Annotated in this window: 15 protein-coding genes and 1 pseudogene; 4 read left to right on the top strand and 12 right to left on the bottom strand. The window is 71.2% G+C overall.

The window, feature by feature from the left end:
* Positions 1–4: 4 nt before the first annotated feature.
* From HUJ41_RS05440 to HUJ41_RS05410, 7 genes are all read right to left on the bottom strand, one after another.
* A complete protein-coding gene (locus HUJ41_RS05440) occupies positions 5–802 on the bottom strand; it encodes an isoprenyl transferase (RefSeq protein ID WP_179873665.1) in 798 nt (265 codons plus the stop codon).
* Entirely contained in the window at positions 799–1,611 is an 813-nt protein-coding gene (gene recO / locus HUJ41_RS05435) for a DNA repair protein RecO (protein WP_179873664.1), read from the bottom strand. Before recO ends, HUJ41_RS05440 begins: the two co-directional genes overlap by 4 nt.
* Before the next feature lie 80 nt (positions 1,612–1,691).
* Positions 1,692–2,897: a cysteine desulfurase family protein gene (locus HUJ41_RS05430; protein WP_179873663.1), complete on the bottom strand. Its 1,206-nt coding sequence runs from the start codon at positions 2,895–2,897 to the stop codon at positions 1,692–1,694.
* Positions 2,894–3,814, bottom strand: coding sequence for a carboxylating nicotinate-nucleotide diphosphorylase (nadC, locus tag HUJ41_RS05425; protein ID WP_179873662.1), 921 nt, complete (start codon positions 3,812–3,814; stop codon positions 2,894–2,896). Before nadC ends, HUJ41_RS05430 begins: the two co-directional genes overlap by 4 nt.
* Positions 3,811–5,523, bottom strand: coding sequence for an L-aspartate oxidase (gene nadB / locus HUJ41_RS05420; RefSeq protein ID WP_179873661.1), 1,713 nt, complete (start codon positions 5,521–5,523; stop codon positions 3,811–3,813). Before nadB ends, nadC begins: the two co-directional genes overlap by 4 nt.
* 7 nt (positions 5,524–5,530) lie before the next feature.
* On the bottom strand, positions 5,531–6,808 hold the full coding sequence (nadA, locus tag HUJ41_RS05415; protein ID WP_179873660.1) for a quinolinate synthase NadA: 1,278 nt from the start codon (positions 6,806–6,808) through the stop codon (positions 5,531–5,533).
* Positions 6,805–7,515 carry an NUDIX hydrolase gene (locus tag HUJ41_RS05410; protein ID WP_179873659.1) on the bottom strand — a complete coding sequence of 237 codons (711 nt, stop codon included), beginning with the start codon at positions 7,513–7,515 and terminating at the stop codon, positions 6,805–6,807. Before HUJ41_RS05410 ends, nadA begins: the two co-directional genes overlap by 4 nt.
* Before the next feature lie 170 nt (positions 7,516–7,685).
* On the opposite strand from HUJ41_RS05410, the pseudogene HUJ41_RS05405 reads away from it, so the two are divergent.
* Together HUJ41_RS05405 and HUJ41_RS05400 are read left to right on the top strand one after the other, a co-directional pair.
* A pseudogene (locus HUJ41_RS05405) lies at positions 7,686–8,321 on the top strand (trimeric intracellular cation channel family protein); the annotation flags it as partial.
* A 221-nt stretch (positions 8,322–8,542) separates the two neighbouring features.
* Positions 8,543–9,475 carry an SDR family oxidoreductase gene (locus HUJ41_RS05400; RefSeq protein WP_179873657.1) on the top strand — a complete coding sequence of 311 codons (933 nt, stop codon included), beginning with the start codon at positions 8,543–8,545 and terminating at the stop codon, positions 9,473–9,475.
* Here HUJ41_RS05400 and leuA read toward each other — a convergent pair.
* Positions 9,472–11,238: a 2-isopropylmalate synthase gene (leuA, locus tag HUJ41_RS05395; protein ID WP_179873656.1), complete on the bottom strand. Its 1,767-nt coding sequence runs from the start codon at positions 11,236–11,238 to the stop codon at positions 9,472–9,474. The two genes, HUJ41_RS05400 and leuA, sit on opposite strands and share 4 nt — an antisense overlap.
* A gap of 384 nt (positions 11,239–11,622) precedes the next feature.
* On the opposite strand from leuA, the gene HUJ41_RS05390 reads away from it, so the two are divergent.
* Positions 11,623–12,876, top strand: a complete 1,254-nt coding sequence (locus HUJ41_RS05390) for a sensor histidine kinase (protein ID WP_179873655.1) — start codon at positions 11,623–11,625, stop codon at positions 12,874–12,876.
* A 100-nt stretch (positions 12,877–12,976) separates the two neighbouring features.
* Positions 12,977–13,669: a response regulator gene (locus HUJ41_RS05385; RefSeq protein WP_179873654.1), complete on the top strand. Its 693-nt coding sequence runs from the start codon at positions 12,977–12,979 to the stop codon at positions 13,667–13,669.
* A 121-nt stretch (positions 13,670–13,790) separates the two neighbouring features.
* Here HUJ41_RS05385 and era read toward each other — a convergent pair whose 3' ends face one another.
* From era to HUJ41_RS05365, 4 genes are read right to left on the bottom strand one after another with little or no spacing between them, the layout of a single operon-like run.
* Positions 13,791–14,705: a GTPase Era gene (era, locus tag HUJ41_RS05380; RefSeq protein WP_179873653.1), complete on the bottom strand. Its 915-nt coding sequence runs from the start codon at positions 14,703–14,705 to the stop codon at positions 13,791–13,793.
* On the bottom strand, positions 14,702–16,054 hold the full coding sequence (locus HUJ41_RS05375; protein ID WP_179873652.1) for a hemolysin family protein: 1,353 nt from the start codon (positions 16,052–16,054) through the stop codon (positions 14,702–14,704). Before HUJ41_RS05375 ends, era begins: the two co-directional genes overlap by 4 nt.
* The gene (gene ybeY, locus HUJ41_RS05370; RefSeq protein ID WP_179873651.1) at positions 16,051–16,518 is read right to left on the bottom strand and encodes an rRNA maturation RNase YbeY; all 468 of its coding nucleotides are present in this window, start codon (positions 16,516–16,518) and stop codon (positions 16,051–16,053) included. Before ybeY ends, HUJ41_RS05375 begins: the two co-directional genes overlap by 4 nt.
* 1 nt (position 16,519) lies before the next feature.
* Positions 16,520–17,599: a PhoH family protein gene (locus HUJ41_RS05365; RefSeq protein WP_179873885.1), complete on the bottom strand. Its 1,080-nt coding sequence runs from the start codon at positions 17,597–17,599 to the stop codon at positions 16,520–16,522.
* Between the last annotated feature and the right edge of the window lie 76 nt (positions 17,600–17,675).

The raw sequence follows: 17,675 nt of genomic DNA, 5'->3' as shown, positions 1-17,675 counted from the left end.
CGCGCTACTGGCCGGCGGGCGCGTCGACCGCGCCACCGAAGCGGCGGTCGCGCGAGGCGTAGTCGGCGATCGCATCCCACAGGTGGCGGCGCCGGAAGTCGGGCCACAGAGTGTCGAGGAACACCATCTCGGCGTAGGCGCTCTGCCACGGCAGGAAGTTGCTCGTGCGCTGCTCGCCGCTCGAGCGCACGAACAGGTCGACGTCGGGCTGGTCGGGCTCGTAGAGGTGGCGGGCGATCGTGCGCTCGGTGATGCGGCTCGGCGTGAGCCGCCCGGCGGCGACCTCCTCGCCGATCGCGCGCACAGCATCCACGATCTCGACGCGGCCGCCGTAGTTGACGCACATCGTCAGCGTGAGGCCCGTGTTCCCGGCCGTGCGGGCCTGCGCCTCCTCGAGCTCGCTGATGACGCTGCGCCACAGTCGAGGGCGACGCCCCGCCCAGCGGATGCGCACGTTCCAGGCGTCGAGCTGGTCGCGACGGCGGCGCAGCACCTCCCGGTTGAAGCCCATGAGGAAGCGCACCTCGTCGGGGCTGCGGTTCCAGTTCTCGGTGCTGAACGCGTAGACGCTCAAGTGCTTCACGCCGATCTGCACGGCGCCCGCGACGACATCGAGCAGGCTCGCCTCGCCCGCGCGGTGGCCCTCGACGCGCGTGAGGCCCTGGCGGTTGGCCCAGCGGCCGTTGCCGTCCATGACGATGGCGACGTGCTGCGGCACGACTTCTCTCCGCAATTCAGGAGGATGCTCGCCCGTCCAGTCGAGAGGGCGCAGCGGTTCGGCGTGTCGGGATGCTCTGCTCACGCAAACTCCTGAGTTGTGGAGGTCACCGGCGCGGGGCGAGGGCGTTCCTCGGCGGCGAGGTGCAGCGCGGGCTCGACGTGCAGGGTGCGGTCGACATGGGGCAGCGAGCGCAGCCCGCGCTCGAGGTGGAACTGCGTGTAGGCGGCGATGAGCCCGCTCGCCTGCGCACGGGTGCGCTCGTCGGCGGCGTCCGCGGTCGGCCAGTCGCCGGTCAGGAGGGCGCCGAGCAGCTCGAGCGTGGCCGGGCTCAGGCGCGGGGCGCCGGGAGGCGCCACGCCATCCGCCACCATGCCGCCCAGTTGCACGACGAACGCGCTGTGCGGGCCTGGCGCGCCCGTCACCGCGCAGTCGGCGAAGGTCGGCGCCCAGCCCGCGATCGACAGCGCGCGCAGCAGGTACGAGTCGAGCGTGAGGCTCGCGTGGTGCTCGCCGCGCGAGAGAGAGCGCAGGGCTCCCACGAGGAGGAGGTACTGCTGGGGGCCGCCGCCGTCGTCGCCCGTGACCTTGTCGGCCGTCTCGACCATCGCGCTCGCGGCCGTGTATCGGGCGTAGTCGGCGCTGATCTCGTCGCCGTACGAGCCGAGGCTCACCGCCTGCTGGATGATGTCGAGGCTGCGGCCGCGGTACAGCTGCAGGTCGGCGACCATGAACGGCTCGAGGCGGCTGCCGAAGCGGCTCGCCGTGCGGCGCACGCCCTTCGCGACCGCGCGGATCTTGCCGTGCTGCCGGCCGAGCATCGTGATGATGCGGTCGGCTTCGCCCAGCTTGTGGGTGCGCAGCACGACGGCTTCATCTCGGTAGGTCGGCACCGCCCCAGTATCGCGCGTGCGCCTGCGCCGTGGGCGCTCCCCCGCCCGCGCCTCAACAATTCAGGAGATCGCGCTGCTCGTCAGCGTTCGCCGCGCAGAATCGCCGCTGATTCCGCGAGAGTGCGCACGGCGGCGTCGAGCGACTCCTGATTTGTGGAGGCGCCCCAGGTGAAGCGGATCGCCGTGCGCGCCGTGTCGGGGTCGTAGCCCATCGCGAGCAGCACGGGCGAGGGGTCGTCGCGCCCGGCGGCGCACGCCGAGCCGCTCGAGGCGAGGATGCCGCGGTCGTCGAGAGCCTGCAGCAGCGGCTCGCCGCCGAGCCCCGGCACGACGAACGACGCGTGTGCGGGCAGCCGCTCGACCGCGTGGCCGGTGAGCTGGGCGCCGGGCACCGCCTCGACGACGGCGGCGATGAGCGCGTCGCGTCGCTGCGCTTCCGCACTCCACCGGTCGGGATGCGCCTCGCGCTCCTCCCCCGCGAGCTGCAGCGCGACGGCGAGCCCCACGGCCCCCGCCACGTTCTCGGTGCCGCTGCGACGGTCGCCCTCCTGACCACCGCCGTGGATGATCGGCTCGAGCCGCGCGCGGCTGTGCAGGATGAGCGCGCCGACGCCCTTGGGCCCGCCGAGCTTGTGGGCCGAGATGCTCACGGCGTCAGCGCTCGACAGGCCAGCCTGCGCGAGCGCTCCCGTCGACAGCTCAGGACTCTCTGCCAGGTCGAGCGACATCCACCCCGCGGTCTGCACGGCGTCGACGTGGAAGAGCGCGCCACGCGCATGAGCCTCCTCGCCCAGCGCCCGCACGGGTTGCACCGTGCCGACCTCGTTGTTGGCGTGCTGCACGCTCACGAGGGCGGTGTCGTCTCGGAGGGCGGTGCGCAGGAGCGCGGCATCCGTTCGTCCTGCATTGTCGACGGGCAGGCGCGTGACCTCGACGTCGTGCCAGCGCTCCAGGTAGTCGGCCGCGGCGAGCACCGCCTCGTGCTCGACGGCGCTCACAATCACATGTCGACCTCGGCCGCTCGCGATCGCGCCCAGGGTCAAGCCGATCACGGCGAGGTTGTCGGCCTCGGTGCCGCCGCCGGTGAGCACGACCTGGGGTGGGCGCACGCCGGTCGCACGAGCGATCAGTGCGCGAGCTCGGTCGAGACCTTCCGCCGCGCTGCGCCCCAGAGAGTGCGTGCTCGACGGGTTGCCGTAGTCGCCGGTGAGGTACGGCCACATCGCCTCGAGCACCTCGCGGCGCACGGCGCCCGTCGCGGCCTGGTCGAGGTCGATGAGGCTCACGGCGTTCGGGCGGTGTCGGTGTCGATCGCGATGTCGAGGCCCAGGTCCAGGGCGGGGGCACTGTGCGTGAGCGCGCCGACCGAGATGACGTCGACGCCCGTCTCGGCGATCGCGCGCACGGTCTCGAGCGTCACCCCGCCGCTCGCCTCGACGATCGCGCGGCCGGCGATGAGCGCAACACCGTCGCGCAGGTCGGCGAGGCTGAAATTGTCGAGCATGATCGTGTCGGGCTCGGCGGCGAGCACGGCGGGCAGCTGGTCGAGCCGGTCGACCTCCACCTCGAGATGCGACGTGTGCGGGATGCGCGCGCGCACGGTGCGGATCGCCTCCGTCAGATCGAGCCCCTGCGCCGCCAGGACGGCGAGATGGTTGTCCTTCAGCATCACTGCGTCCGAGAGCGAGAACCGATGATTGTGGGCGCCGCCGGCGCGCACGGCGGCCTTTTCGAGTATCCGGAGCCCCGGCGTGGTCTTGCGGGTGTCGGCGACGCGGGCGCCCGTGCCGGTGACGGCATCGACATACCGCCGCGTGAGCGTGGCGATGCCGCTGAGACGCTGGGCGAGGTTGAGCGCGACTCGCTCCCCGAGAAGGATGCCCCGGGCCGAGCCGCGCACCGTCGCGACGAGCGCGCCGGGCTCGAGTGCGGCGCCGTCGTCGAGGTGCCGCACGACCTCGATGCTCGCGTCGGCATGCAGGAAGGCGAGCTCGAGTGCGAGACCGCCCGCGAACACGCCGTCGACGCGGCTCACCACCGTCGCCGTGGCCCGTGCCTCGGCCGGGATGGCCGCCTCGCTCGTCGCATCGCCCCAGGGAGCGTCCTCGGCGAGGGCCGCGTCGATGACCGCGAGCACGGCGGCCCGAGGCGGATCGACGGCCGTGCCGGCGGCCCGCTGGCGAGAGTCGTCGTGTCCGCTCATGCGTGAACCTCCGAGGGCGCGGGTGCCGCGACTCGCGCGGCAGATCTCCACAATTCAGGAGATTCTGTCGTGGGGCGCACGACGACACGCCGCACGCGCTGCGCAGGGTCGAGCTGCGGGTAGTCGGTGCGGGCGTGCGCGCCGCGCGATTCGGTGCGAGCGGCAGCGGCCGCGCAGGTCAGGCGCGCGAGCGGCAGAAGACTGTGCGCTTCGTCGTCGGCGGGCCGGGCATCCGCGAGTTCCTGGGCCAGCACGGCCAAAGATGCACCGTCGCGCTCGAGCCCGAGCGACTGCCAGGCGCGGTCGCGGATGTCCGAGGCCGTCCACGCGCGCCCCCCGTTTCGCAGGGCGTCGGGCGCGATCGCGAGCTCGAGTGGCACGGCGCCGGAGGTGATGCCGTTCGACGCCGACTCCTGAATTGTGGAGACGGTAGCGGCGCCCCGCGACTCCTGAATGGTGGAGGTTGCCAGCGCGAGCGCGGGCGGCTCGTGCGGTGCCGAGACGGCGTCGCCCGCGCGCCAGCCGACGACGATGGCCTCGAGCAGCGAGTTGGACGCGAGGCGGTTGGCCCCGTGCACGCCCGTCGACGAGGTTTCGCCCACAGCGAACAGGCCCGGGAGCGTCGTGCGACCATCCATGTCGGTGAGCACGCCGCCCATGGCGTAGTGCGCCGCAGGGGTCACCGGTACGGGCGTGCGCGTCCAGTCGACCCCCGTCGCGCGCACGAGCGCGTCGATCGTCGGGAATCGCTCGCGCAGCACCGAGGCGCCGAGCATCGTGGCGTCGAGCAGCACCGGCCGGCCATCCTGCAGGCGCATCTGCCGGGCGATCGCGCGCGCCACGATGTCGCGCGGCGCGAGCTCTCCGCGGGGGTCAATGTCGAGCATGAAGCGACGCCCGGAAGCGTCGAGCAGCGTCGCGCCCTCGCCGCGCACTGCCTCCGAGACGAGCCCTCCCCCCGCGAGCACAGTGGGGTGGAACTGCACGAACTCGAGATCCGCGAGGGCGGCACCGGCCTCGTAGGCGAGCACGACGCCGTCGCCCGTCGACACCGGCGGGTTCGTCGTGTGCCGGTAGAGGCGCCCGCTACCACCGGTGGCGAGCACGACAGCGTCGGCCGAGATCGTCTCGCTGACGGCGCCGTGCTCGGTTGGGCGCGCACCGCGCACCCCAGCGGCGTGCGACTCGACAACCGCGCCCGTCACGGCCCCGCCCTCGACGATGAGCCTGGTTGCGCGCGCGAACTCCCGCGCCCGGATGCGCCCGGTGCCCACCGCGTCGGCGAGAGCGGCCTCGATGAGGCGACCGGTCGCGTCTCCGCCGGCGTGCAGGATGCGCGCGACCGAGTGCGCCGCCTCCAGGCCGCGCGCCCAATCACGCACGGGCTCGAGCGGCGGCACGGCTCCGTCCGCCGCGTCGAAGGCCACGCCGAGCGAGACGAGGTCGAGGATGCGCCCTGGCCCCTCCTGCGTGAGCACCCGCACGGCCTCGGGGTCGCACAGCCCCGCGCCGGCGTCGAGCGTGTCGCGCGCGTGCAGCGCAGGGCTATCGTCGCCGAACACGGCGGCGGCGATGCCGCCCTGCGCCCACGACGTCGAACCCGCGGTCAGCACGTCTTTCGTGACGATCGTCACATCGTGGTGCCGCGCGGCCCGGATCGCCGTGATGAGACCGGCCATGCCGCTGCCGATGACGAGGATGTGCGCCATGGCGGGGTCAGCTCCGCGGCTTGGCGGCGAGCATCCGCTCGAGCGCGACGCGCGCGTCGTCCTGAATTGTGGACGCGACCGCGATCTCGTTCACGACGCGTCCGGCCACGAGCTCCTCGAGCACCCACGCGAGGTACCCGGGGTGAATGCGGTACATGGTCGAGCACGGGCAGATGACGGGGTCGAGGCAGAAAATCGTGTGCTGCGGGTACTCGGCCGCGAGCCGGTTGACCATGTTGATCTCGGTGCCGATCGCGAACGTCGTGGGCTCGGTCGCGTCGGCGACGGCGCGCCGAATGTAGTCGGTCGAGCCGGCTTCGTCGGCCGCGTCCACGACGGGCATGGGGCATTCGGGATGCACGATCACGCGCACCCCCGGGTGCGACTCGCGCGCCGCCGCCACCTGGTCGACCGTGAAGCGCTTGTGCACGCTGCAGAAGCCGTGCCACAGGATCACGCGGGCGTCGAGCAGCTCATCGCGCGTCGAACCGCCGAACGGCTTGCGCGGGTTCCACATCGGCATCTGCTCCAGCGGCACGCCCATGGCCTTCGCCGTGTTGCGCCCGAGGTGCTGGTCGGGAAAGAACAGCACGCGCTGCCCGCGCTCGAACGCCCACTCGAGCACGGTGGCCGCGTTCGACGACGTGCAGACGATGCCGCCGTGCTTGCCGCAGAACGCCTTGAGCGCGGCCGACGAGTTCATGTAGGTCACGGGGATGACGGGCACGCGACCGTCGGCGTCGGGCTCGTCGCCGTACACCGAGAGCAGCTCCTCCCACGCCGCCTCGACCGAGTCCTCGTCGGCCATGTCGGCCATCGAGCAGCCGGCGGCGAGATTCGGCAGGATCACCGTCTGGTCGGGCCGGGCGAGGATGTCGGCCGTCTCGGCCATGAAGTGCACACCGCAGAACACGATGTACTCGGCGTCGGGCTTCGTGAGGGCGGCGTTGGCGAGCTGGAAGGAGTCGCCGAGGAAGTCGGCGTGCTGCACGACCTCATCGCGCTGGTAGAAGTGCCCGAGGATGACGAGGCGGTCGCCGAGAGCATCCTTCGCCTCGTGGATGCGCCGGTGCAGGTCCCCCGGCGACGCGTCCTGGTAGGCGGCCGGCAGCGCCCCCTGCCGTGGCGACCCCGTCGGGATCACGTCGAACATCGACGAGCCGGGGCCGTAGCCTGGGGTCGCGTCGAACTCCCACGGCCCCTTCGCGAGCTCGGGAGTGCACGTCTCGCCCGGCGCCTGGCCGTTCGTGATCGCGCGGATGGTCGTGTCGAGAGTGGTGGTCACTGCGGGCTCCTGAGGGTGAGCGGCCCGACATCGACGAGCTCGATGTCGGAGTTGTAGCGGTACAGCCTCGGGGGCCGGTGGCGGCCTCCCGTGACGACCTGGTCGGTGGGGACGATCGCGCCCGACGACTCCATCTGGCGTCGGAAGTTCGCGGAGTCGAGCGGCCTCTGCAGCACGGCCTCGTGCACGCTGCGCAGCTCGGCGAGCGTGAACATGGGGCCGAGGAAGGCGTGCGCGATGCGCGAGTACTCCATCTTCGTGCGCAGGCGCCACAGGGCGTAGTCGACGATGAGGTTGTGGTCGAAGGCGAGCTCGGGCAGGTCGTCGGCGGCGAACCACCGCACGTTCTCCCCCAGGCTGACCTTCTCGGCCTCGTCGGGCCGCACGAGCGCCCAGTACACGATCGAGACCATGCGCCGGTCGGGCGAACGGTCGACGTCACCGAAGGCGTACAGCTGCTCGAGGTAGGTGGGCTCGAGCTGCGTGGTCTCGGCGAGAGTGCGCCGCGCCGCGGCTTCGAGGCTCTCGTCGACGACGACGGATCCGCCGGGCAGCGCCCACCGACCCAGGTGCGGTTCGCGGATGCGCCGCACGAGCGGCAGCCACACTCCGGGCGCGGGGCTCTCGTCGCCGCCCTGATCGTCGGGGCGGAGCGCGAAGATGACGGTCGACACCGCGAGGGCGATGTCGGATGCGGTGGCGGACATCCTGATTCCCCTCTCGTTCGCGGCCCGTGATCCTACTTAGAGTCACTGTGACTAGAACAGAGTCTACCAGTTCAGGTCAGAGACACACGAACACGCGTGAGCCCTTCCCGGCACGTGGTCAGCATGCTCGCGGGCGGTGCGCAGTCAGCGCAGAGCGACAGAATGGTCACGTGGACGACCTCTTCGTGATCCCGCTGTGGGCCGACCTGCTCGCCGTCGGCATCGGGGCACTGCAGGGGGCGCTGTTCGCGGCGCAGTTCCGCGACCGCAGGCTCGACTGGCTCGGGGTCGCCATCATCGGCCTCGTCGTCGGCTTCGGTGGCGGTCTGCTGCGCGACCTGCTGCTCAACGTTCCGCTCGCGACCCTGCAGACCAACTGGTACGTCGTCGTCGCGACCGGCGCGGCGCTCCTCGGCATGCTGCTCGAGCGCGTGCTCGCACGGGTCAACCCGCTCATCACCGCGCTCGACGCGCTCACGATCGGCCTCTTCGGCGCCATCGGCACGACCAAGGCGCTCGCTCTCGGGCTGCCCGAGGTCGCCGCCATCTTCGTCGGAGTTCTCGCGGCGGTCGGCGGCTCGATTCTGCGCGACCTGCTACTGAACCTGCCCATCGCGCTCATGCACGTCGGCTCGCTCTACGCGGTCGCTGCCGCGGCCGGTTCGGGCACCATCGCCGTTCTCCTGGCGTTCGACGTCGACGTCTTCGTGGCGGGCGCGGCCGGCGTCGCGATCACCTTCGGGGTGCGCATGGCGTCGGTGCTGTTCGGCTGGAGCCTGCCCGAGCAGCGCGCGATCACGCGCCTGCCCAGGCTGCCCTCCATCCCCCGGCGCGGAAGGCGCGACGACGACCCTGCGCCGGACGACGGCAGCCGCACGGTCACGACATCCACCGGCGTGATCCACCTGCACCCGACGACCTCGTCGATCCCGGTCGTCAGCTCCGCGGCCCGCGTGCGGCGTCGCTCCCCCATCCCCGGGGCGAGCCGGCCGCACGGGTAGCCGCTCGACTGCGACAGAATTCGAGTGTGGCCCTGCTCATCACCGGCGGCATCGGAACCCTCGGCCGCCCCACCGTCGAAGCTCTGCGCGCAGCCGGCGTCGAGCCGCGCATCCTGAGCCGCCGTCTCGGCGACGCGCACGTCGTCGCCGACCTGCAGTCGGGAGTCGGCCTGCGGGAGGCACTCGACGGCGTCGACACGGTGCTTCACCTCGCCACGAACCGACGGTCGGATGCTCGTGCGACCCAGCACCTCGTCGACGCCGCTCGTTCCGCGGGGGTGCAGCACCTCGTGTACCTGTCGATCGTAGGCGTCGACACCGTGCCGTTCGGCTACTACCGCGCGAAGCTCGCGTACGAGGAACTCGTCGCCGGCTCCGGCGTGCCGTTCACGATTCTGCGGGCGACGCAGTTCCACGACTTCGTGGCGGGGTTCTTCCGCGCCCAGCGACTCCTGCCGCGCGTGAACGCGCTCGACACGCCGTTCCAGCCCATCAGCACCGCGGCGGTCGCCGACCGGCTCGTATCGCTCGCGGCCGCGGAGCCAGTGAACGAGCGTGTCGACGACCTCGGCGGCCCCGAAGTGCTGCCGATGGCCGAGCTCGCCCAGCAGTGGCTCGTCGCGCACGGCGCGTCGGCAGAGGCGGCCCCACGCCGGGTCGTCGAATGGCGCGCGCCCGGCACGCTCGTCGCCGCCTACCGCGCCGGGCTGCACACCACCGGGGTGCCCGGGCCGGGCATCCGCTTCGCCGACTGGGCCGCGACCACCCGCCGACGGACGTTCCAGCACCCCGTTCGTCTCCACAATTCAGGAGACGGCGCCGCACGCTCGCGCGTGGCCGCGCTCTCACGGCGTGTCGACGGCCGCGCCGTGTCACCGACTCCTGAATTGTGGAGATCGGGGCGGCGGGATGCGGCGGCAGCCCGTCACCGGGCCGCCGCCGAGCGGCGCCCGCACTAGGCGCCGACGAGCTCGCCCTCACGGTCGGAGGCGTCGAGCCTGATGGCACGGTTGACCGCCGAGACGACGGCCTTGAGCGACGCCGTCGAGATGTCGGCGTCGATGCCCACGCCCCACAGCGTGCGGCCGTCGACCTCGAGCTCGACGTAGCTCGCGGCCAGAGCATCCCCGCCGGCGCTCAGCGCGTGCTCGACGTAGTCGAACAGGCGGATGCTGATGCCCTGGTGCTCCATCATTCTGAGGAACGCCGCGACGGGACCGTTGCCGGTCGCCTCGGTCGCGGCGATCTCCTCTCCGTCGCGCAGGGTCGCGTTGAGCGTGACCTCGCCCGTCATGTCGGAGGCAGTGCGCGTCGAGAGCAGCTCGAAGCGCCCCCACTTGGCGTCGGCGTCGGGGGCGGGCAGGTACTCGTCCTGGAAGATCTCCCAGATCTGGTCGCTCGTGACCTCGCCGCCGTCGGCATCCGTCTTGGCCTGCACGACGTGGCTGAACTCGATCTGCAGCTTGCGCGGCAGGTCGAGCTTGTGGTCGGTCTTGAGCAGGTAGGCGACGCCGCCCTTGCCGGACTGCGAGTTGACGCGGATGACCGCCTCGTACGAGCGCCCCAGATCCTTGGGGTCGACGGGCAGGTAGGGCACGCCCCACGGAATGTCGTCACTCGTCACTCCCGCGGCGGCGGCCCGAGCATCCATCGCCTCGAAGCCCTTCTTGATGGCGTCCTGGTGCGAGCCGCTGAAGGCCGTGTAGACGAGGTCGCCCGCCCAGGGCGAGCGCTCGTGCACCTTGAGCTGGTTGCAGTACTCGGCGGTGCGCTTGATCTCGTCGAGGTCGCTGAAGTCGAGCTGCGGGTCGATGCCCTGCGTGAAGAGGTTGATGCCGAGCGCGACGAGGTCGACGTTGCCCGTGCGCTCGCCGTTGCCGAACAGGCAGCCCTCGATGCGGTCGGCCCCCGCGAGGTAGCCGAGCTCGGCGGCGGCCACGGCGGTGCCCCGGTCGTTGTGCGGGTGCAGGCTCAGGATCACGTTCTCGCGGTGGGCGAGGTGCCTGTTCATCCACTCGATGGAGTCGGCGTAGACGTTCGGCGTCGCCATCTCGACCGTCGCGGGCAGATTGATGATGACCTTGCGCTCAGAGGTCGGCTCGAGCACGTCGAGCACGGCGTTGCACACCTCGACGGCGTACTCGAGCTCGGTGCCCGTGTAGCTCTCGGGGCTGTACTCGTAGAACACCTCGGTGCCCGGCACCATCGACTCGAACGAGCGGCACAGGCGCGCGCCCTCGAGCGCGATCTGCTTGATGCCCTCGCGGTCGCTGCGGAACACGACCTCGCGCTGCAGCACGCTCGTCGAGTTGTAGAAGTGCACGATCGCGCGCTTCGCGCCCTTGATGGACTCGTAGGTGCGCTGGATGAGGTGCTCACGGCACTGCGTGAGCACCTGGATGGTCACGTCATCGGGGATGAGGTCATCCTCGATGAGCGTGCGCACGAAGTCGAAGTCGGTCTGGCTCGCGCTCGGGAACCCAACCTCAATCTCCTTGAACCCCATGCGCACGAGCAGGTCAAACATGACCCGCTTGCGCTCGGGGCTCATCGGGTCGATGAGGGCCTGGTTGCCGTCGCGCAGGTCGACGGCGCACCAGCGCGGTGCGTGCGTGATGCGCTTCGTCGGCCACGTGCGGTCGGGTAGCTCGACCCGGATCTGCTCGTGGTACGGCGTGTACTTCTGGGTCGGCATGCCGGAGGGCTGCTGGCGGTTCTCCATGATGTGCTCCTGCTGGTCTCGTCTGTACCGCTCTGCGCGGGTCGGGGTTTCAGCCGACGACAAACTCCGCGACGAGGGAGGCTGGTGGACTAAGCCTCGTCGCGGCAGCGAAGAAGGAGCTGGCCGAACACGCCTCCAGGGTACACCCGCGCCCCGCGAGCCCGCCAACGCCGCGTCGCGCCGCCCTTTCGTGCCAGATCTGGCGCACATGGGCGCTCACCGACGCGCGATCACCCCTTTTGGGGCAAATCTGGGCCTCTGACGCGCCACATGGCGGCGACGGGATGCTCGACCTCAGCCTTTCGGATGAAACTGCTCCCCCGCAGGGGTGACCGGCGCGCGTTTCGGGCGACCGCGAGCCGCGCGGGCCCTAGCGTGGCGGACATGATCGACTCAGTGCTCGACCGCCTCTCTCGCCACGCCACTCGACTGCGACTCATCTCAGAGATCTCGGTGGGAGTGCTGTTCTCGTTCACGGCCGCGTACTACGCGACGAGCGTCACCGGCAACTACCTCGTCGGCGTACTCCTCCTTCCACTCGGCGCCGGAGTCGCCCTGCATCGCATCCGCCCGTTGTGGGGCCTCCTCATCTCAGCGGCCCCCATCGTGGTCGTCTCCCTCGCCGGGTGGTCAGGAGGCACGCCCAACGGAGCCCTATGGTTCCCGATCTACATCGCCGTCTTCGGTGCCGTCGCCTACGGTTCCGATCAGGTCCGCTGGCTGGGGCGCTCTTTCGCCCTCGCGCTGACCGTCGCGTTCATCGCAGGCGGTATCGGGTACGTCGGCTATGGTCTCGGCCCGCTGAGTCTCCTCGTCCTGCTCATGCCAGCGCTCGCCTGGTTCGGGGGCGAGCTGCTGCGCAGCGCACGAGCACGCCGGACCCTGACGACCGAGGTGGAGCAGACCGCCACCCAGCGCGACGCCGCCCTCACCCGCGCCGACCTCGAAGCCGAGCGAACACGCGTGGCGCGCGATGTGCACGATGTCGTGGCGCACTCCCTCACCGTCGTGATCGCGCAGGCCGACGGCGCCCGATATGCGACGGCGCAGCGTGACGAGCAGGCCGCCGATGCCTTCGAGACGATCGCGCAGACGGCACGGGATGCCCTCGCCGACGTGCGCGTGCTGCTCACGGGCCTGCGCCACACGCAGGAAGACGGCCCGCAACCGGGAGTCGACGACCTCGGCGCCCTGCTCGACTCGATGCGCGAGGCAGGCTTGACCCTCGCCGAGCGAGAGTTCGGCGACCGCGGCCACCTGACCGAGGCTCGTGCGCTCGCGCTCTACCGCATCCTGCAGGAGGCGCTCACGAACGCGCTGCGGCACGGCGCGCGCGACGAGCCGACCGTCGTCGAGCTCGAGTGGGGCGCCGACGCCGTCGACCTCGTCGTGACGAACGCCGCACCGGCCAGCGCAGCCGCCGAGCACACCGAGTCTGCCGAGCCGCCGCACCGCGGCCACGGCATCGACGGGATGCGCGAGCGCGCGACCCTCGCCGGCGGCGTGCTGAGCGTGCACGAGGGCGAGACGTTTCGCGTGCGGCTGCGCCTGCCCCTCGAGCCGAGCCCTGAGCCTGCGGAGCCGGGAGAGGTCACTCGGTCGGCCCACGTCAGCGAGTCGGCGGAGGTGAGCGCGTGACGACCCCGCCTCCTCCCGCGCCCATCGTCGTGCAGCTCACCTTCGTCTCGATCCCCCGCACTACCGACCTCGCGACGGCCCTGCCGTGGAGCCTGCGCTCGTGAGCACCCCCATCCGCGTCTTGCTCGTCGACGACCAGCCGCTGTTCCGGCGCGGGGTGCGCATGCTCATCGACTCGCAGCCCGACTTGACCGTGGTGGGCGAGGCCGGTGACGGCGCGGAGGCAGTGGTCGTCGCCACCGAGCAGCGCCCCGACGTCGTGCTTATCGACATCCGGATGCCCCGGGCCGACGGCATCGCCGGCACGGCGGGCATTCTGCGCAGTGCCGAGGAGTCGGGCCGCACCCCGCCGCGCGTCATCGTGCTCACGACCTTCGACCTCGACGATGCGGCGCTGCGGGCGATCCGCGCGGGCGCGAGCGGGTTCCTGCTCAAGGATGCCGAGCCCGAGTTCCTGCTCGCCGCCATCCGCGCCGTGCACGGCGGTCACGCGGTCGTCGCCCCCGGGGCGATCGGCGATTTGCTCGCCCACGTGGATGCTCGACCGCGGCCCGACGCCACCGCAGTCGCCGCGGCCCACGAGCGCGAGCTCGGCGCCCTCAGCAAGCGGGAGCGCGAGATCTTCGCGGCCGTCGCACAGGGGCTGAGCAATGCCGAGATCGCCGCGCGCGAGTTCGTCTCCGAGGCGACCGTGAAGTCGCACGTGGGGCGCATCCTCGCCAAGCTCGGGCTGCGCGACCGCGTGCAGGTCGTGCTCTACGCGCACGACCACGGCCTGCTGCCACGCCGCTGAGCCCGAGCGCAGCATCCCGCATTCTGGGCCAGATCTGGCGCGAATGGGCGCTTGACCAACGAGGTTCGCCACTTTCGAGGCGAATCTGCCGCACTCGGGAGCGGGGCGCACCCGCGCGACCCTAGAAGCCGAGCTTGCCGAGCTGCTTGGGGTCGCGCTGCCACTCCTTGGCGACCTTGACGTGCAGCTTGAGGTACACGCGGCGGCCGAGCAGCGCCTCGATCGAGTGGCGGGCGCGCGTGCCGACCTCGGTGAGGCGCGCACCGCGGTGCCCGATGATGATGCCCTTCTGGCTGTCGCGCTCGACCCAGACGTTGGCGAAGATGTCGAGCACGGCCGAGCCCGAGCGCTCGGTCATCTCGTCGACGGTCACGGCGAGCGAGTGGGGCAGCTCGTCGCTCACGCCCTCGAGCGCGGCCTCGCGGATGAGCTCGGCGACCCGGTCGATCGCGGTCTCCTCGGTCACGGCATCCGCCTCGTACAGGGGCGGCGAGACGGGCATGAGGGCGATGAGCTCGTCGGCGAGCAGGTCGACCTGGTCGCCCGTAACGGCCGAGAGCGGGATCACCGCGTCCCACTCGCGCAGCTGCGACACGGCGAGCAGCTGCTCGGCGACCCGCGCGCGCGACGCGTCGTCGGTCTTCGTCACGATCGCGATCTTGCGCGTGCGCGCGAAGCTGTCGAGCTGCTCGTTGATGAACCGGTCGCCTGGCCCGATCGGTTCCCCCGCCGGCACGCAGAACCCGATGACGTCGACGTCGCCGAGAGTGTCCTGCACGACGGCGTTGAGCCGCTCGCCGAGGAGCGTGCGCGGGCGGTGCATGCCGGGCGTGTCGACGACGATCAACTGGCCGGATGCCCGGTGCACGATCCCCCGGATCGCCCGCCGCGTGGTCTGCGGCTTCGAGCTCGTGATGGCGACCTTCTCGCCGACGAGCGCGTTCGTGAGGGTCGACTTGCCGACGTTGGGGCGGCCGACGAAGGTCACGAAGCCGGCGCGGTGCTCGCCGGCGCCCTCCTGCCCTGGAGCGGTCACGAGGGGCTGCCGTGCTGCTCGAGCCGAGCATCCTGGTTCGGGGTCGACCCGGTGTCGGCCGAGTTCGCGAAGGCGAGCTTCGCGTCGATGAGGGCCTGGTCGGCCGAGACGAGCACCGTGACCACGCGCTTGCGTCGACCCTCGGTGCGCTCGGCCGTGAGGTGCAGGCCGTCGACCTCGGTCGTCGACCCCACGACGGGAAGGCGGCCGACATGCTTCGCGAGGAGGCCGCCGACCGTGTCGACCTCGTCGTCGTCGAGCTCGATGCCGAACAGGTCGCCGAGTTCGTCGACGGGCATGCGCGCGCTCACGCGGAACTCGTTGTCGCTCAGCTGCTCAGACATGGCGACGTCGCGGTCGTACTCGTCGCTGATCTCGCCGACGAGCTCCTCGATGAGATCCTCCATCGTGACGAGGCCGGCGATGCCGCCGTACTCGTCGACGACGAGCGCCATGTGGTTGGAGGCGAGCTGCATCTCGCGCAGGGCGTCGTCGGCCTTCTTGGATTCGGGGATGAACAGGGCCGGCTTGGCGAGCTCCTCGACGCTCGTCGTCGCGCACGCTGCGGGCTGCTCGTAGGCGAGCCGCGCGGCGTCGCGCAGGTAGATGATGCCGAGCACGTCATCGCTGCTCTCCCCGATGACGGGGATGCGCGACACGCCTTTCGCGAGGAAGAGCGCCATGGCGTCGGTCACGGTCGACCCCTGCTCGATCGTCACCATGTCGGTGCGCGGCAGCATCGTCTCGCGCACGATCGTCTCGTTGAAGTCGAAGATGGAGCGGATGAGGTCGCGGTCGTCGGCGTCGAGCACGTCGAGGTCGGTGGCCTCGTCGACCATGCTCAGCAGCTGCTCCTCGCTCGAGAAGGTGGCACTCTTCGGGCGGCCAGGCGTCACACGGTTGCCGACCGCGACGAGGGCGTCCGCGATGGGCCCCGTGATGAGCCGGACGCCTCGGATGAGCCAATCGGTGTAGCGGAGCATCCCGCGAGGGTTCGCGCGGCCGACGCTGCGCGGGCTCGAGCCGACGAGGATGAACGAGACGATGATCATGATCGCGGCACTCAGCGCGAGGGCTGTCCACCACTCCTCGAAGAGGGAGGCGAGCGCGAGGGTCACGAGCACCGCGGCGAATGTCTCGGCGACGATGCGGAGGAAGTTGAGCGCGTTGACGTGCGCGCCGATATCGCCCGCCACGGCGTAGAGCCGCTTCGGGCGCGGACGCGCCGGCGCAAGGTCGAGCAGGTCGTTGCGGCTCACGACGCTCAGGGCTGCGTCGATCGCGGCGAGCAGACCGCCGAAGGCGACGAGCCCGAAGGCGACGATGAAGAAGACGACCGCGAGGGTCACGGCCGGCGCTTCCGCTCGTCGAGGGCGAAGCTCACGAGGATGTCGCGCTGCAGCCCGAACATCTCGCGCTCCTCCTCGGGTTCCGCGTGGTCGAATCCGAGCAGGTGCAGCAGCCCGTGCGTGGTCAGCAGCAGAAGCTCGTCGAGCGTCGAGTGGCCCGCGGCCTCGGCCTGCCCGACCGCGACCTGCGGGCACAGCACGATGTCGCCGAGCAGGCCGGGCGGCGTGGGCTCCTCATCGCTGCCGGGGCGCAGCTCGTCCATGGGGAAGCTCAGCACGTCGGTCGGGCCAGGCTCGTCCATCCACTCGATGTGCAGGCGCTCCATGGCGCCCTCGTCGACGAGCTGAATCGCGAGCTCGGCGTCGCGGTGCACTCTCAACGCGTCGAAGGCGTGCAGCACGAGGCGCTGCAGGGCAGACTCGTCGACGTCGAAGCCCGACTCGTTGTTGATCTCGATCGACACGTCAGCGCCCTCCGGTCTCGGGTCGCGGCCGGCGGGGGAACCGGTCGCGGGGCTGCGCGCCGCCGCCTCGGGCGCCGCCGAGCCCGGCGCGACGCTCTGCGCGGTTGCCGCCGGGAGCATCCGCGCCACCGTCGGCACCACGGCCGTGCTCGCGCTCGTACTGCTGCGCCTGCTTCTGCGCGTCGTACTTCGTGTAGGCGTCGACGATGCGGCCGACGAGCGAGTGGCGCACGACATCGTCGGAGGTCAGGCGGGCGAAGTGGATGTCGTCGATCTCACCGAGCACGCGCGTCACGAGCTGCAGCCCGCTGGCACCGACAGGCAGGTCGACCTGCGTGATGTCGCCGGTCACGACCATCTTCGAGCCGAAGCCGAGCCGCGTGAGGAACATCTTCATCTGCTCGGGGCTCGTGTTCTGCGCCTCATCGAGGACGATGAACGAGTTGTTGAGCGTGCGCCCGCGCATGTACGCGAGAGGTGCCACCTCGACGACGCCCGTCGTGAGCAGCTTGGGCACGAGCTCCGGGTCCATCATCTCGTTGAGCGCGTCGTAGAGCGGCCGCAGGTATGGGTCGATCTTGTCGGTGAGCGTGCCGGGCAGGAACCCGAGCCTCTCACCAGCCTCGACGGCCGGGCGGGTCAGGATGATGCGCTCGACCTCCTTGCGCTGCAGCGCCTGCACGGCCTTCGCCATGGCGAGGTACGTCTTGCCGGTACCGGCGGGGCCGATGCCGAAGACGATCGTGTTGAGATCGATCGCGTCGACGTAGGCCTTCTGGCCGAGAGTCTTGGGGCGGATGCTCTTGCCGCGGCTCGTGAGGATCGCCTGGCTCAGCACCTCTGCGGGGCTGCCAGCGCCGGCATCGAGGATGCGCTTCGACGAGGTCACCTCGGCCGGCCCGAGCTCCTGGCCCTGCCGCACCATCGTGATGAGCTCGTCGACGAGACGATAGGCGGCGTCGACCTGGTCGGCGTCGCCGTCGAGCGTCACCTGGTTGCCGCGCACGTGCACGTCGACGAGCGGGTACTGGGCTTCTAGCGTGGTGAGCAGGCGGTCCTGCGGGCCGAGCAGCCGCACCATCGCGACACCGTCGACCTCGAGAGATCGCCGCGCGGTCGCGGGGGCAGGAGTCGCAGGGGCGCTGGGCGCGTCAGCG

The organism is Microcella indica (genome assembly GCF_013414345.1).
Lineage (GTDB): Bacteria > Actinomycetota > Actinomycetes > Actinomycetales > Microbacteriaceae > Microcella > Microcella indica.
This window is presented reverse-complemented; position numbering and strand designations above follow the sequence as displayed.

Coding starts and splice junctions, on each gene's coding strand:
- leuA (WP_179873656.1), bottom strand. CDS start 11,238: ATGGAGAACCGCCAGCAGCCCTCCGGCATGCCGACCCAGAAGTACACG.
- nadC (WP_179873662.1), bottom strand. CDS start 3,814: ATGAGCGGACACGACGACTCTCGCCAGCGGGCCGCCGGCACGGCCGTC.
- HUJ41_RS05365 (WP_179873885.1), bottom strand. CDS start 17,599: ATGGTGCGGCTGCTCGGCCCGCAGGACCGCCTGCTCACCACGCTAGAA.
- HUJ41_RS05410 (WP_179873659.1), bottom strand. CDS start 7,515: ATGTCCGCCACCGCATCCGACATCGCCCTCGCGGTGTCGACCGTCATC.
- HUJ41_RS05390 (WP_179873655.1), top strand. CDS start 11,623: ATGATCGACTCAGTGCTCGACCGCCTCTCTCGCCACGCCACTCGACTG.
- nadB (WP_179873661.1), bottom strand. CDS start 5,523: ATGGCGCACATCCTCGTCATCGGCAGCGGCATGGCCGGTCTCATCACG.